Annotated in this window: 13 protein-coding genes and 1 pseudogene; 4 read left to right on the top strand and 10 right to left on the bottom strand. The window is 65.5% G+C overall.

All coding sequences use genetic code 11. The annotated features are described in order from the left end of the window. Positions 1-631 precede the first annotated feature (631 nt). The 4 genes and pseudogenes from CJ177_RS10845 to CJ177_RS10830 all read right to left on the bottom strand — a co-directional run. A pseudogene (locus CJ177_RS10845) lies at positions 632-934 on the bottom strand (transposase); the annotation flags it as partial. A 22-nt stretch (positions 935-956) separates the two neighbouring features. After that, a complete protein-coding gene (locus tag CJ177_RS10840) occupies positions 957-1571 on the bottom strand; it encodes an MFS transporter (RefSeq protein WP_061043952.1) in 615 nt (204 codons plus the stop codon). Between the two features lie 129 nt (positions 1572-1700). Beyond that, positions 1701-2183, bottom strand: a complete 483-nt coding sequence (locus CJ177_RS10835; protein ID WP_095867721.1) for an MFS transporter — start codon at positions 2181-2183, stop codon at positions 1701-1703. 357 nt (positions 2184-2540) lie between these two features. Next, a complete protein-coding gene (locus tag CJ177_RS10830) occupies positions 2541-3953 on the bottom strand; it encodes an aldehyde dehydrogenase family protein (protein ID WP_061043246.1) in 1413 nt (470 codons plus the stop codon). 451 nt (positions 3954-4404) lie between these two features. Between CJ177_RS10830 and CJ177_RS10825 the strand changes: the two genes are divergently transcribed. The 4 genes from CJ177_RS10825 to CJ177_RS10810 all read left to right on the top strand — a co-directional run bounded on the left by CJ177_RS10825 (position 4405) and on the right by CJ177_RS10810 (position 8045). Then, entirely contained in the window at positions 4405-5331 is a 927-nt protein-coding gene (locus CJ177_RS10825) for an NAD(P)-dependent oxidoreductase (RefSeq protein WP_005250224.1), read from the top strand. Positions 5332-5363: 32 nt separating this feature from the next. Further along, positions 5364-5741 (top strand): carboxymuconolactone decarboxylase family protein, encoded by a 378-nt coding sequence (locus CJ177_RS10820; protein WP_005250222.1) that lies wholly within the window; start codon positions 5364-5366, stop codon positions 5739-5741. A gap of 107 nt (positions 5742-5848) precedes the next feature. After that, entirely contained in the window at positions 5849-7204 is a 1356-nt protein-coding gene (locus CJ177_RS10815; RefSeq protein WP_005250220.1) for an MFS transporter, read from the top strand. Positions 7205-7298: 94 nt separating this feature from the next. Further along, a complete protein-coding gene (locus tag CJ177_RS10810; RefSeq protein ID WP_095867720.1) occupies positions 7299-8045 on the top strand; it encodes a 2,3-diphosphoglycerate-dependent phosphoglycerate mutase in 747 nt (248 codons plus the stop codon). Here CJ177_RS10810 and CJ177_RS10805 read toward each other — a convergent pair. From CJ177_RS10805 to CJ177_RS10780, 6 genes are all read right to left on the bottom strand, one after another. Continuing rightward, entirely contained in the window at positions 8042-8788 is a 747-nt protein-coding gene (locus tag CJ177_RS10805) for an alpha/beta hydrolase (protein WP_005250217.1), read from the bottom strand. The two genes, CJ177_RS10810 and CJ177_RS10805, sit on opposite strands and share 4 nt — an antisense overlap. Positions 8789-8874: 86 nt before the next feature. Further along, positions 8875-9612: an IclR family transcriptional regulator gene (locus CJ177_RS10800; protein ID WP_037182915.1), complete on the bottom strand. Its 738-nt coding sequence runs from the start codon at positions 9610-9612 to the stop codon at positions 8875-8877. A 78-nt stretch (positions 9613-9690) separates the two neighbouring features. Beyond that, complete coding sequence (locus tag CJ177_RS10795; RefSeq protein WP_005250214.1) at positions 9691-10440, bottom strand: enoyl-CoA hydratase/isomerase family protein; 750 nt, start codon at positions 10438-10440, stop codon at positions 9691-9693. Next, positions 10437-12023 carry a class I adenylate-forming enzyme family protein gene (locus CJ177_RS10790; protein ID WP_082764340.1) on the bottom strand — a complete coding sequence of 529 codons (1587 nt, stop codon included), beginning with the start codon at positions 12021-12023 and terminating at the stop codon, positions 10437-10439. The genes CJ177_RS10795 and CJ177_RS10790 overlap by 4 nt, the downstream gene beginning before the upstream one ends. Beyond that, positions 12020-13201 (bottom strand): MaoC family dehydratase N-terminal domain-containing protein, encoded by a 1182-nt coding sequence (locus CJ177_RS10785; protein WP_005250210.1) that lies wholly within the window; start codon positions 13199-13201, stop codon positions 12020-12022. The genes CJ177_RS10790 and CJ177_RS10785 overlap by 4 nt, the downstream gene beginning before the upstream one ends. Positions 13202-13258: 57 nt before the next feature. After that, positions 13259-14746, bottom strand: a complete 1488-nt coding sequence (locus CJ177_RS10780; RefSeq protein ID WP_025433461.1) for an aldehyde dehydrogenase — start codon at positions 14744-14746, stop codon at positions 13259-13261. Positions 14747-14920: the final 174 nt, after the last annotated feature.

Here is a 14920-nt window from a genome sequence, read left to right as displayed (position 1 = left end):
TAGCCGGATTTCGGGACCAATTTTGTGGTGTTCGGATCGTGTTTGCTTGCTTGATGTTTCGCGCCACGAGCTGCGCTGTGCCGATGAGGGCACCAACGGCGGTAAGGTACGCGTATGGCGGCCGCTCACAGGCGACCGGGAGTGGTTGTCGGGGTGGCGAGTTCGGTCAGGCCGGTGCGCAGGACCCGGTCGTGTGCCCAGGTGAGGAATTTCGCCGTGTCGAGTCCGCGGTTGCAGTAGCGGTGGGTGCCCTCGATCCGGACGATGAGGTCGCGGGGTTCAGCCGGCGCAGGTCGTAGGTCATCTGCCCGGCGGACAACGTGTCCGAGTCCAGTCAGCGCAGCTCGACGGCGAGGGTGCGCAGGTCCGTGTTGGTGAAGCCGTTCGGGCGCAGCGGAAGACCAGCACCGCGGAGAGCAGGGCGTGGCTGCGCTGGTCGGCGAATCGAAAGCCTGGGACGTGGTCGGCGAGGGCGTTGGCGCCGGTGATCGGGTCGTGGCTGAATCGTTGGACGCGCAGCCAGGTGTCGGTTTGGCGTGAAAGCCGATCTCCCGCAGGGTGGGTAGATGTGTCAATCGTCTACCAAGGTGGAGATCGCGGGTGTCGTTGATGGTGGTCTCGGTGCGCAGGGCGCGTCCCTGCTGCCCTTCTTCAAGAAACCGGTGTCGTCGACGACCAACACCCCGGCCGGATCGCCAAGGCGCTCGACCACGTAGTCGCGCACCCTCTACGTCCCAGTCTGCCCGCCGCAGCAACGCTGTATCCCGTCCGGGCTCACCTCACCGGCACACTCGGCCAGCGTCTACCCGTCCTTACGGTCCAGACCCGTAACCAAACCCGCGACATACTCGCGGACCCGGATTTGCGGTTCCGACATGACGAACCGACCGGCGATCCTCTCATGCAACGCTCGGTCGTTCCGCGCACCGGCCATGCCTCTTTCGGATGGGCATGGATCAGCGCTCTGAGGCAAGGACGTCGCACAGGTCCCGATTGCGCGTCTCAGGCAGACCGATCGCGCTGAGCAGGCTGATCAGACACAGAACGGCCACGACGACACCGAACACAACAGCACCATAGGCGGCCGTGATCGCGCCACCGATGACCGGGGGCGTGGCCCCACCGAGGACGAGTCCCATGTTGTAGGCGAACGCGGAAGCCGTGTAGCGGTACCGTGTGTCGAACAGTTCGGACAGCATGACGTTGATCGGACCGATCTCGAGCCCCGCGATGAACATCGTCATGCCCAGGAGCAACAGGTACTCGCCGCCTGAGGCCGACTCCAAGATAGTGAAGACGAGCAGTGCCCAAACGACCGCGGCCGAGGCGCCTTCAACTGGGGGTCGGCGCGGGTGCGTCGCCACGAGGAGGACCGGGCGCCGTCCCACTCGGTCCGACGCCGTCGCCCCGTCTACCACGCCCAGAGCCCAGCACAGGCCGCCCGCAATGCCGGCGGCGAGGACGGTGTTCCGGGTCAGACCGAGTTGCGCCGTGCCGATGTTCGCAAAGTAGGTCGCGCCAAGATAGGTGAAGGCCGCCTGCATGATCGAGATTCCTGCGACGAGGAACATCTGGCGCGGCTGGCACCGCCACGCTTCGGACGAACGGCAACTTCGATCGTTCGTCGTTGCGGCTCGACTCGGCCTCCGCCTCGAACACGGGACTCTCGTCGATCTTCAGGCGGATGTACAGGCCGACGGCTATGAGCAGGCCACTCGCGAGGAACGGGACCCGAACGAGACGAATTGTTCATCAGAGAGGCCGACGCCAACCGCGAGCAGAGTCGCGTTCGCGAGAACGATCGAGAATCCTCCGCCCAGCGACGTGAACATGGTCCAGAAGCCGCGCTTCCCAGCTGGCGCGCTCTCCGTGCCGAAAAGCGCCGCCCCCGCCAGCTCGCCTCCGGCGGCGATGCCTTGGACGATACGCAGGAGCACGATCAGGATCGGGGCTGCGATCCCGATCTGGTCTGCCGTCGGCGTGGCGCCGACCATGACCGTTGCGCATCCCATCAGCAGCTGGGTCGTGACCAGTATTCGCTTGCGTCCGAGCCGGTCACCGAAGTGACCGAAGATCCACGCCCCGATGGGACGGTCGACGAACGCCACACCGAACGTGCCGAAGGCCGCGATGAGAATGGTCCTCGAGGTAGATCTTCTCGGCAGGGATGTCGCGGAGCTCACCGAGCTTCACGGCATCGATGACCCACTTCGTCGTCGTCGTCTGCGAAACGGCCTTTCCACCCGTCCTGGGCTCCCGATCTCGACGGTCAAAGCCTCGACCTCGGGCGTAATCCTCTGCCAGACAAAGAAGTCGCCCCCTTTGCCGACAAGCCGATGAACTTGTACCGGAGAAGCTCCTCGATGCCGGTCGGCCGTAGTTCGGCAAGTCGCCTTCGATCGGGAGTGCAGGACGTGCAGTGTCGAACGATTAAAGGTGCTTATGATCCGGATTGTCGTGATGCCGTCACAGTCGCTTCTCCAGCGGCCCGGATCGAGAGCTACGAACAGCTGCTCCGTTCGCGTGCCGGATTGAAGCAGTTATCCGATGGACTTGTACTCGAGGTACTCCTCGACCCCGAAGCGGCCCGATTCGCGACCGATTCCGGACAGCCTGAACCCTCCGTGCGGTGCCTTCAGATTCACGGGCGAACCGTTGATGCGGATGCGTCCGGCGCGCAGCTTGCTCGCCAGCTTCTTCGCCCGATCGGCGTCGCCGGCCCAGATCGCCCCGGCAAGCCCGTACACGGAGTCGTTCGCGATCTGGAAGGCCTCTTCCTCACTGTCGAACGGGATGATGACGACGACGGGCCCGAAGATCTCCTCCCGGGCGACTCGAAGCGAGTTGTCGCCGGAGAAGACGGTGGGGCGCACGAAGAATCCACGCTCGATGCCCTCGGGTGCCTCGGGACCGCCCGTCAGCAGACGCGCGCCCTCGTCGATTCCCAGCTGGATGTAGTCACGGACACGCTGGCGCTGCGCCGCGTTCGCAACCGGACCGAGCGTCGTGCTGGGGTCGTAGGGATCTCCCAGAACGAAGCTCTCCGCCGCACGGACCGCAAGCTGCTCGGCCTCCGCCAGTCGCGATCGCGGCACCAGGATCCGAGTGAGTGCGCCGCAGGCCTGCCCCGTGTTACGGAAGGAGTCCTCGATTCCGCGGGTGACCGCAGTCTCGAGGTCGGCGTCCTCGAGGATGATGTTCGCCGACTTGCCGCCGAGTTCCAGGCAGACCTTCTTGACCGACCGCGACGCCAACTCCATCACCCGGCGACCGGCGCGAACCGACCCCGTCAGCGACACCATGTCGACCAGCGGGTGCGTCACGAGCGCCTCACCGACCACCGGACCGGTTCCCGACACCAGGTTGAACACGCCGTCGGGAAGCCCCGCCTCCTCGGCGATCTCCGCGAACAGGAACGAGCTCAGCGGAGCCAGCTCCGTCCCCTTCAGCACCACGGTGCACCCGGCGGCGAGCGCCGCCCCGGCCTTGAGGCTCACCATCCGCATCGGACCGTTCCACGGCGTGATGGCGCCGACGACACCCGCGGCCGCACGGCACACCGTCGTGTCGCCGACCTGCTCCGACCAGACGATGTCGCGGAGGCTGTCCGCGGCGATCTCGAAGTCCTTGATCGCCGCACGTGCATGCGCGGCCTCCGCCATCTTGGCGGGATATCCGAGCTCGGAGACGATGGTCTCGGTGATCTCGTCGACCCGCGCCTCCATGCCGCGCGCGATCTTGTGCAGCATCTCGGCGCGCTCGTCGATCGACGTCTGGGACCAGGCCGGAAACGCGTCCGCCGCCGCCTGCGCGGCGAGATCGACGTCCTCCGCAGTGCCTGCCGGAATGGTCGCGATCGTCTCCTCCGAGATCGCACTGATGACGGGAATGACGTCGGCGCCCGCCGAAGGGACCCACTTACCGTTGATGAAGATCTGATCCTTGACGATCAACCGAAATCACTCCTGTGATGTGTTGTGGCCGCGGGGCGGACAAGGCTGCCAGCACTCGGACACCCCGGCGAACGCAGATATGAAGATGGCATACGACTCGGGCTTGGCCCTACCTCATCGTGTTCGCATATACGAACCTTTGATCGAGAGTGTGTCCTTGCGCACGCTACGCGGAGAGGAACAAAGCTGTCAATGCCCGCTCGTCACCCATAAGCACTGCACGCGAGAATTTGTGCCGCGCTACTTGGATCCATGCGCTACCCAACCCGTGCCGCTGCGGCCGCGGGGGTTGACGAACCCTCATCGCCCGCGATGACATGGCGAGCCTGTAGTTCGATCGCAACCCTTCCCGTGAGCCTGTTGACGAGTGACAGCCACCACAGCTACGGTCAGTTCGTTCCTGTTTAGGAACCATTGTTCGTATATAGGATCACCGAAGGGAAGTCCGCAGATGAAAGTAGGGTTCATCGGCCTCGGCGGCATGGGGTCGGGCATGGCCCACAACCTCCTCGACGCCGGATACGACCTCGTCGTGCACGACATCAAGAGGGAAAGCGGGCAACCGTTCGAGCAGGCAGGCGCAAGCTGGGCCGACAGTGTCGCCGAGCTCGGTCGGCAGGTCGACGTAGTTTTCACCTCACTGCCCGGCCCGGTGGAGATGCAAGAGGTCGGCCTCGGCAAGGACGGCCTGCTGAGCACGCTGCGGACCGGAAGCGCCTGGTTCGACCTGACGACGAATTCCCCCGCCGTCGTCCGGGAGGTGCACGCAACCTGCGCCGACCACGGCGTCGAACTGTTCGATGCGCCGGTCAGCGGTGGACCCAAGGGTGCACGGACGGGAAAGCTCGCCATCTACGTCGGCGGCAGTCAGACGGCATTCGACCAGCACAAGCAGGTGCTCGATGCCATCGGTGACCAGATCCTCTATGTCGGCGAGATCGGTGCGGGCAACACGGCCAAGCTCGTGCACAACTGCGCGAGCATCACGATCCGCCGTGCCATCGCCGAGGTGTTCACGATGGGCGTCAAGGCCGGAGTCGAGCCCGCGGCCCTCTGGCACGCAGTGCGACAGGGGGCCATCGGACGCGCGCGAACGTTCGACCGCATCGGCGATCGGTACCTTCAATCCGCCTACGACCCGCCGTCATTCGCGTTGGCCCTCGCCAACAAGGACCTTCGCCTGGCCCTCGAACTGGCCGACCAGCTCGGTGTGCCCATGGCGTGCGCGGAAGTGGCGCAGGCCGACTTCGCCGAGGCGCTCGACCGTGGATGGGGCCATCGCGACTCCCAGTCGCCGATGCATCTGCAAAACGAACGAGCGAACGTGACGATCAAGCTCTCCGCAGAAGAAGTACAGGAAGTCCTCGATCGCGGCTGACCAGCCGCCCGTTCACAACATCAGGAGAAGCAGTGGAAGCCAACGAGACCGGACGTCGCATCATGAGCGAACTCATGGGTGCGGACTACGTCGAGAAGAAGGACCAGACCCGCAACGACTTCAATGACGTCATCCACGACTACTCCATCGAAGTCTGCTTCGGCCGGATCTGGGCCCGCGAGGGAATCGACCGCAAGCAACGGAGCATCGTCAACATTGCCATGCTGACCGCGCTCAATCGCCCGGCTCAGCTCGCCCACCACGTCGAAGGCGCGCTCACCAACGGCTGCACGGTCACCGAGATCCAGGAAGTGCTGCTGCAGGCGGCCGTCTATTGCGGACTTCCGGCGGCGGGTGAAGCGTTCCGCATCGCAGAGAACGTGCTGCGCGAACACGGCCACCTCGACTGACGTAGCGTCACCGAGCCCTCGGGCCGCCCCTCCCGTCCATCCGCCACAACTTCTCTACGACACTTCCGGCGCTGGGTCATGTGACTCGTCGGCAGCAAGGAGATCTAATGACCCACTCGCAGGAGAAGGTCCACTCACCAAGCCCCACCCCCGCGTCCTCCACGGGTAAGGCCAATCCGCCGGGCATGAAGAAGGTCGCCGCGGCGAGCTTCATCGGAACCGTGATCGAGTTCTACGACTACAACATCTACGGTGTCGCCGCGGCGCTCGTATTCCCGACCGTGTTCTTCCCCGCACTGGGTGCGGTGGCGGGCACGGTGGCATCCTTCGCCACCCTCGGCGTGGCCTTCGTGGCACGACCGTTCGGGAGCATCCTGTTCGGTCACTTCGGTGACCGACTGGGCCGGAAGAAGACTCTGATCGTCACGATGCTGCTGATGGGCGTGGCGACTCTGCTCGTCGGGCTGATGCCGACCGCGGGTCAGATCGGCGTCGCCGCACCGATTCTCATCGTCGTGCTGCGGATCCTGCAGGGCCTCGCGGCGGGTGGCGAATGGGGCGGGGCGGTGCTCTTCGTCTCGGAGCACGCCCCCAAGTCGAAGCGTGGGTTCTGGGCGATGTTCCCGTCACTGGGCGGCGGCGGGGCGATCATCCTGGCCAACGCCACGTTCTTCGGGACCGCCGTCGGAATGAGCGATGAGACGTTCCTCGCGTGGGGTTGGCGAGTCCCGTTCCTGGCCAGCATCCTTCTGATCGTGGTCGGGCTGTGGGTTCGACTGAGTATCGACGAGACACCGGTGTTCGCGAAGCAGATCAAGCAGCACGGGGCGGCACGTACACCCTTCCTGGATGCGTTCAAGAGCCAGCCGAAGCAGGTCCTGCTGGCAACCGGCACTGCAGCGATGACGCTGTCGTTGACCTACATCGGTGGTACCTACTTGATCAGCTATGGCACCAAGATTCTCGAACTGCCGCGTCCGTTCGTCCTGAGCATCGCGGTCGTCGGTGGCTTCGCGATCTCCGTCGCGGTCATCCTCGGCGCCGTCCTGTCCGATCGAATCGGTCGGCGCCGCATGATCATGACGGCTGCGTGTCTCGCGATCGTCTGGACCCTGATGCTGTTCCCGATCCTCGAGACACGGTCGTTGTTCGCATTTGCACTCGGCGTTCCGGTGACGATGTTCATCTCGGGTCTGGCGACCGGTCCCCTCGGCGCCTTCCTCTCCGAGCTGTTCCACACCCGCTACCGTTACACCGCGACCGGCCTGAGCTACAGTCTGGCCGGCATGCTCGGTGGGGCGATTCCCCCGCTCATCGCGACGCCCATCATCGCTGCCTGGGGCGGATTCGCCTTCGGTCTCGTCATGGCCGGCCTGGCGGTGGTGAGTTTGATCTGCGTCCTGGTCATCGGCGAAACGAAGCAACTGGATCTCGACCGCGAAGACGGCGTCCCCGTTTCGTGACGAATCCGTAGACAGCAGACTGCCTTCGGTCCTTCATCGGGACCGGGGGCAGTCCGCGTCGATGGCCATGAGCACGCTACGAAGGGAGCTGACGATGAACTCCGACTCCGCGCACAGAAGCAAGACGGGTGGGCGGCGCCGCCTGATCCTCCTACGGCACGGGGAAAGCGCGTGGAACGCCGCTGATCGGTTCGCCGGGTGGGTCGACGTTCCGCTGACCGACGCGGGACGGGCCGAGGCCCACCGATCCGGTGAGCTGATCCGTCAGGCCGGCCTGCTCCCCGATGTCGTGCACACGTCGCTACTGCGGCGTGCTGTCGCGACGGCCGACCTGGTGCTCGACGCTGCCGAACGTCACTGGATTCCCGTCCATCGCAGTTGGCGGCTCAATGAGCGGCACTACGGAGACCTCCAAGGGCGAACCCGGGAAGATGTCCGCGCTCAGTTCGGCGAGGCCCGCTTCATGCTGTGGCGACGCTCCTACAACGTTGCACCACCCGTGATTCGACCGGGTAGCGCCTTCTCACAGGACGGCGATCCCCGCTACCGCGCGTTGGGCGTCGACGTCCCGTCGGCGGAGTCACTGCACGACGTGCAGAACCGGCTACTTCCCTACTGGGAGAGGGCGATCGCCCCCGACCTGGTGGGTGGCCGAACAACACTGGTCGTCTCCCACGGTAACGCCCTGCGTGCGCTCATCATGCACCTCGACCGCCTGACTGCCGACGACATCGGCGCAGTGAACATCCCGACCGGAATCCCGATTCGATACGACTTGGACGACACTCTGCGCCCGGTCGTCCCCGGAGGCGTCGTCATGGAACCCACCCACGCGGGTTAAACGAGGTCACGCGCCTCGAACAGGAGCTCCACCACGGCCTTGGGGTCGGTGACCATCGCGTTGTGAGAGGTCTGCAGTACCCGGTAGTGGAAGCGAGGATCGGTCGCACTGCGTTCTCGGGCTCTCTCGAGCAGATGGGGTTCGAGTGACGAGGGGACGCACTCGACGAACATCCCGGGATGACGCCAGAGCCGGTCGGTGGCGCCGATCCGATCCTGATAGGTCTTCAGGGGTTGCGCGGTCATTCGACTGTTTGCCCACGCGACGTCGTCCGGGTCCGTCACGCCGTACCGACTCGCGTCGGCCGGGGGGATGTACCACGAGTCTCCGTGCTCGTCGGCGAGAGCGGTCATCGCCGCGGCCCGCGATTCACCGTTCAGGTCGAAGACCGACTCCCCGTCGCGGGGCACGAGTGCGTCGAGCAGGACGACGGTCTTCACACGGTCGGAGATGACCTCCATCGCACCGGTGACCACCATGCCGCCGTAGCTGTGACCGACGAGCACAGCGTCTCGGATGTCTTCGTAGGTGAAGGTCGCGACAAGATCCTGGATGTGGGTGTCGAGGCCGATCTGCGGGCTCAGAAGATGGGATCGATCGCCGAGCCCGGTCAGCGTCGGTGTGTGGACCTCATGTCCGTCCTGGCGGAGAAGCGCGGCGACATGCCGCCAACACCACCCGCCGTGGCGACCGCCGTGCAGCAGCACGAAGGGTGTCGATCCTGGTGAAGAGGCCGCATCCATCGCAGCTTCCCTTTCTCGAGTCACTACTGCAGAAGTGTGATGTGCGCACAGCGGTGCCATGCCGCACGAGCTCTGGGAGTCAGCGCTCAGCGCGGGGACCCGATCCGCTGCTGCCATCCGTCGACGTGGTCGAGCAGCAGTTTCCTCAGTTCCTGCTCGCGTGGCAGCATGTCGGCGCTCGCACCGACCAGGGTCACTTCGGCAACAGGTTTCCCGGCCTTGTTCCGAACCACCGTGGCCAGCGCGAACCGAGTACCGCCGTGGAGAGTGTTCCGAGCGACGCGGGTGCGCTTGATCTCGTCGTATTCGCTGAGGAAGGTGTCGACGAGCGCCGCTTCGTCGCTCCCGCACCGACGAAGGTAGGAGTCCATCTGGCTCGCTGGCTGGTCGGCCAGCAGTGCCTTGCCGCCGGCGGTCTCGAGCAGCCGCCGGCGGATGTTCTTGCGGGCGCCGAACCCGGCGAGGAGATCCGCACCGATTTCGGAGACGTAGATGAGGTTGTCGCCGGCTTGAACGCCGAGGAACACGGTCACGCCGGTCGCCTCGTGCAGCGCCTGGAGGTCGGCGTCGGTGACCGATCCGGCACGGAGGTGTCCACTTGCCAGCGTCAGCCCGTGCAGGGCCGGACCGATGTAGAACCGGTTGTTGTCCTGGTGGAGCCATCCGGCAGCGACCAGCCCGCGAATGAACCCGTGTACCGAGCTCTTCGGAGCGTCCAACGCTCGGGACAGCTCGGCGAAGGTCATCCCCGGGTTGTAGACAACCTCTTCGAGGATGCGTGTGACACGGTCGATCGTCCGGTGGTTCTGGGGACCTCGGTCCACGCGGTCGCTCGAAGAATCGCTCACGGTCACAATTTAACCCCATCCATTCGTGGTATCCGGCCGCTGCAGCCTTTCATCTCAGGCTCCGACGAATACCGGGGGACGCTTGGCGATCGAAGCCGCAATGCCCTCGTGCAGATCAGCGGTCGCCAGCAGCATCGTCTGCGCGGTGGCTTCCTCGTCCAAGGCCGCCGTTACCTGCGCGGCGAGGGAGCGTCGCATCGTGGACCTGATGGCAACCAGCGACAGCGGTGAGGACTCCGCGATCTCGGTTGCCCACTCGATCGCGGTCTCACGGGGATCAACGGCGGTGACCCGATCACACAATCCGATCGCCAGAGCCTCGTCCGCACCGACGTTGCGGCCGGTGTACAGCAGGTCCAGTGCCTTCTGCTGGCCGACGACCGCGGGAAGGGTGACAGACAGCCCGAAGCCGTGATGAAAGCCGAGTCTCGCGAAGTTCGCGGTCAGCCTGGCGTCCTTGCCCGCAACGCGGAAGTCCGCGGCCAACGCGAGGCCGAGCCCACCGCCGACCGCCGCGCCCTGGACTGCCGCGACGATGGGCTTTCGGGTGGTGAACAGCGACGCCGCTGCGCGGTAGACCCGGCGAAGGATGTGTTGGTCCACTCCCCGGAGATCGGCGCCCGCACAGAAGTTCCGTCCCTGTGAGCAGAGGACGATCGCACGAACATCGGCGACGGAGTCGAAGTGCACGAGTGCCTCACCGATGTCGCACAGACTGGCCTCGTCGAAGAAGTTGTGGGGTCCTCGCTGTACTTCGACGATGCCTACCCGTCCCTGGGTGTGGGCTGCGACCACGCCGGTCATCGGACCTCCTCGAGGAGCTGTCGTGCGGCGGCAACGACCGCCTTCTTGTCGATCTTGCCTGCGTGGTTGACCGGGAAGGGCTCGCGGTGCGGGACCCAGCGGCTCGGGATCGCGAAGGATGCGATCCGGCCGCGCAGCTGTCCTGCCAGGGTGTCCGGATCCAGGTCACGGGTGAGAACGACCGCCGCCATGACCTCCTCACCCAGATCCGGGTGGGGCATACCGAACACGACGGCGTCGGCCACGTCCGGCAGGGCCGTCAGAGCCGCTTCGACCGCTGCGGGGGCGATGTTCTCACCGCCACGGATGATCATCTCCTTCGACCGTCCGGTGATGAACAGGTATCCGTCGTCGTCCAGACGTCCCAGGTCGCCGGTGTGCAGCCAGCCGCCGGAGTCGATCGGCGCTTCCTTTTCCCCCAGGTACCCGAGCATCTGGGTCGGGCTCCGCAGGAGGATTTCCCCGTCCGTGAACTCGGTAGCCGGGGCGATCGTGATTTCGACGCACGGCAGAGCCCGTCCGGTGGTTCCGGGGCGCTCGACGGTGTCGGCTCCCGAGGCCGCGACGCCTTGTCCGCCGTTCTCGGTCAGCCCGTAGCCGGTGGCGATTCGCGGCTCCACACCGGAGAGCCCGGTGCGGATGCGTTCGACGAACTCCGGGGTCATCGGAGCGCCACCGACAGTCAACGACCTCAGCGTGGTCAGGTTGCGGGTCCGAACATCCGGGTGCTCGAGAACACGGGAGACCATGGTCGGCACCGCGCTCCACCGCTGGACGCGCCACTGCTCGATCAATCGCATTGCCTCGGCGGGATCGAACCGGCCTGCCGGCATCACCAGCGTGTCCCCGACGCAGATCGCCCGCAGGAGGGTCTGCACTCCGCCGACATGGAACATGGGTCCGGTGTGCAGGGCGGGCTGGCCGGTCGATTCGTCGACCTGATGCGGCAACCGCCGGGTGATGTGCAGAAGCATCTGCAGGCCCGCGAGCAGCGACCGGTGGGAGAGGACGGCGGCCTTGGGGCGACCCGAGGTTCCCGACGTGAAGATGATCGTCGCCGGGGAGTTCTCGTCGATGTCGACGATGGACGGTGCCGGCTGTGTCTCCGCGTCGATCTCCGACTGGAAATCCCAGGGGAGCAACTGCCACCGGGACGGCACCCGGTCGACGACGCGTTCGTCGGCGATCACCAAAGCGGGGACGACCGTCTCCAGCGAGTCGGCGAGTTCGTTCTCGCTCCACCAGGCGTTGCCCAGAACCGCGACGCCTCCGGCGGCGACGGTCGCCCAGAAGTTCACGATCCATTCCGGGCTGTTCCAGCCGAGGATCACCACGCGGTCGCCAGTGGTGATGCCGCGTGCCCGCAGTTCCGCGGTGCGGTTCCGAACTGCCTGATGGAACTGGGCGAAGGTCATCACGCGTTCACCCTGGACGATGTGTGCACGGTCGTTCCAGCGATCCGCGAAAGGCAACAGCGATCCGAGGCTGCGTGGGCGTTCCGCGTACATGCGGAACGTCCGGCCGTCGACGGCGACCGGAACGATCGACGTTCCCCAGGCCGTGGTGGTGGGTTCGGGAGTCACTGGGCGTTCCCCTCGGCGTCGGTCGCGCGGTGCGGCAGGCGGATGACGGCGGAGCCGGGCATCACGGACTGATCGCGCTGGTTGGTTGCCCAGGTCTCGACGTGGACGACGTGGTGGCCGGCGTCGTCGATGAGCTTGTCGGTGATCCGGCCGCCGAGTCGGACGACATCGGACAGGTAGACGTGGGAGCGGTACTGACCGTGGATCGACTCGAGGAAGGCGTCGTCTCCCATCCAGTTCGTCAGTTGGTGGATCTGCCAGGAGGTGCGCTGGATTCCGACGTCGTAGGCGACCTGGGCGCCCTGCAGGCGGGCCGCGTAGTCGTTGTAGTGCACGGAGTAGACGGGCTCGAGCGCGCTGGTCGACGGGTCGCGGAAGGCCCACTTGGGGTGCTTCTTGTAGCGGCGCAGCGCGACACCGTGGGCGGCGATGCGCGGGATCGGTGCGGCACCTGCGGCGACGAACGCGATCTCGTCGGTCAGTCCGATCGGGCCCTTGGTGATCACGTCGAGGTCGTCACCGATCTGAACGTCGTCCCAGTAGCGCGGTTCGGCACCACGCGGCGCCTCGGCGAGGATGTCCGACTCGATCCGTTCGAGCTCGGCCTCGGTCCAGGGGTGTGGAAGTTCGACCTTGCGGGACTCACGCTTCGCTTGCATCTCGGTGCGCTCGAACCGCATCCGCGAGCAGATGAATGTTGCGGCGAGCTCGTCGTTCTGGTTGCGGTACTCCTGCCGCAGGTAGTCCTTGATCCGTCGGCCGGCGAAGTTACTTGCGTCGGTCGGGCCGTCGAACCCGTCGAAAACCACCTTCGCGGTGATCTTGTCGTCGACACGGATCGGTTCGTGGAAGTTGATGGTGGTTTCGCAGTGGAACCCGCCGAGGCCGGGCCATCCGACCTGGACCGAACCCAGGCAGGCGAAGATGAACGACGGCGGAGCGATGATTCCCTTGTGCGCTGTGGTCGACGCATACTCCTCGTCGGTCCACAGCGGGTTGTCGTCACCGATGCCTTCGCAGAAGCGCAGGATGGCCAATCGCGTTGCGTACTCGTTGTTCACCGCTGAGGCGGTGCGCAGTTCGGTGCCGATCAGTGCGCGCATGTTGTCGAGCATCTCGTCGGTGAACTTCGCCTGCGCGAGCTCGCGCCCGATCTGGGGGTCCTGTGTCTGGGTCATGGTTCTCCTTTGGATGTATGAGCCTGCGGTGAGTTGGCTGCAGCCTTTCCAGCTGGGTCAGCTCAGGGTTGAAACGACAGACTTCGTCTCGAGGTAGTTCTCCATCGCCTCGGGACCGCTCTCGCGACCCCATCCCGACTGGCGGTAGCCGCCGGCAGGCATGTGCACTCCGCCGGCGCGATGCACGTTGATGCCCACGCGCCCGGCACGCAGTCGCCGCGCGATCGAGTGGCCGACTGCGCCGTCGCGTGTCCACACGCTCGAGGCCAGCCCGAACGAGCTGTCGTTTGCGAGGGCGACGGCCTCGTCGACATCGGAGAACGGCATCACCCCGAGGACGGGCCCGAAGATTTCCTCGCGCATGACGGCCATGGTCTGGTCGACGTCGGCCAAGACGGTGGGCTCGAAGAAGTAGCCCTTGTCGCCGATCCGGTTGCCGCCGGACACGACGCGGGCGCCTGCCTCTCGGCCACCGTCGACGTACGCGGTGACGCGTTCGAGTTGCTTGCGGGAGATCAACGGACCGAGATCGACGTCCGGGTCCGCTCCGTAACCGATGCGCAGTCGACGGCCTTCTTCCGCGACACCTTCGACGACCTGATCGAAGACCGCTTCGTGAACGAACAGTCGGGTACCCGCGGCGCAGACCTGGCCGGTGTTCCAGAAGACCGCGCCTGCCACTCCGGGAATTGCGGCCGTGAGATCGGCGTCCGGCATGACTATGACCGGTGACTTGCCGCCGAGCTCGAGGGACAGTTTCTTGATGTTGCCGGCACCGGCATGGATGATCGAGCGTCCGACTTCGGTCGAGCCGGTGAATGCCACGGCATCGACGTCGTCGTGCTCGGCCAACGCGGCTCCGACGGTCGAGCCGGGGCCGGTGACGATGTTGACCACACCCGCAGGGACGCCGGCTGCGAAGAGGATTTGTCCCAGCCACAGAGCGGTGAGTGGGGTTTCGGCGGCGGGCTTGAGGACGCAGGTGCATCCGGCGGCGAGGGCGGGGGCAAGTTTCTTCGATGCCGAGATCAGCGGGGCGTTCCAGGGCACGATCATCGCCACCACGCCGACCGGTTCTCGAAGCGTGTAACCCTGGATGCGCCGTTCGGCGGGGCCGAGGTCGGCGGTGCGCCCGTGGGTCTTGTCTGCCCATCCTGCGTAGTACTGGAACTGCGCGGCCGCTTCGAGCACCATGGCGCGGGCTTGGGGAACCGGGATTCCCATGTCCTGGCTCTCGAGCGTGGCCAGTTCGTCGGCCGAGGCCTTGATCAGCTCGGCGGCCCGCCACAGGATTGCACCCCGCTGTTGCGCCGGCAGCTTCATCCACCGCTCTTCGTCGAAGGCGCGGCGGGCGGCCGCGACCGCAACCTCGGCATCCTTCTCCGAACCGAGCGCGACGTCCGCGATCTTCTCGCCCGTTCCCGGGTCGTAGGTCGGAAACGTCTGCCCCGAGATCGACGAGAGCCAACTCCCGTCGATGAGCATCGGTGCGGGCCCGTTATCTGCCTGCAGGGGAAAAGACCAGCTCTGCGGCTGTGTCGTCATGAACGTCTCTCCTTGTGAATGGACGGCCGGTTCTGAGTGCAGACCGGCTGGACGTGACGGTGTTCTCGTGTCGGCGGCACTCGCTGGCGCAAGGTCAACAAAATGCGATAGTTCGTATATTAGAACTCTTGGTTGTATTTGGGAACACTTCCAGGCAAAGAATTCCCTGAACCG

Source organism: Rhodococcus sp. ACPA1 (assembly GCF_002300195.1).
GTDB lineage: Bacteria > Actinomycetota > Actinomycetes > Mycobacteriales > Mycobacteriaceae > Rhodococcus_F > Rhodococcus_F opacus.
The sequence above is the reverse complement of the archived record's forward strand: the minus strand, read 5'-3'. Positions and strand labels throughout refer to the sequence as shown.

What these genes read in the sequence shown, in the direction of transcription:
- CJ177_RS10780 (WP_025433461.1), bottom strand. Translation starts at nt 14,746, where the DNA reads ATGACGACACAGCCGCAGAGCTGGTCTTTTCCCCTGCAGGCAGATAAC.
- CJ177_RS10840 (WP_061043952.1), bottom strand. Translation starts at nt 1,571, where the DNA reads ATGTTCCTCGTCGCAGGAATCTCGATCATGCAGGCGGCCTTCACCTAT.
- CJ177_RS10785 (WP_005250210.1), bottom strand. Translation starts at nt 13,201, where the DNA reads ATGACCCAGACACAGGACCCCCAGATCGGGCGCGAGCTCGCGCAGGCG.
- CJ177_RS10805 (WP_005250217.1), bottom strand. Translation starts at nt 8,788, where the DNA reads ATGGATGCGGCCTCTTCACCAGGATCGACACCCTTCGTGCTGCTGCAC.
- CJ177_RS10815 (WP_005250220.1), top strand. Translation starts at nt 5,849, where the DNA reads ATGACCCACTCGCAGGAGAAGGTCCACTCACCAAGCCCCACCCCCGCG.
- CJ177_RS10810 (WP_095867720.1), top strand. Translation starts at nt 7,299, where the DNA reads ATGAACTCCGACTCCGCGCACAGAAGCAAGACGGGTGGGCGGCGCCGC.
- CJ177_RS10825 (WP_005250224.1), top strand. Translation starts at nt 4,405, where the DNA reads ATGAAAGTAGGGTTCATCGGCCTCGGCGGCATGGGGTCGGGCATGGCC.
- CJ177_RS10795 (WP_005250214.1), bottom strand. Translation starts at nt 10,440, where the DNA reads ATGACCGGCGTGGTCGCAGCCCACACCCAGGGACGGGTAGGCATCGTC.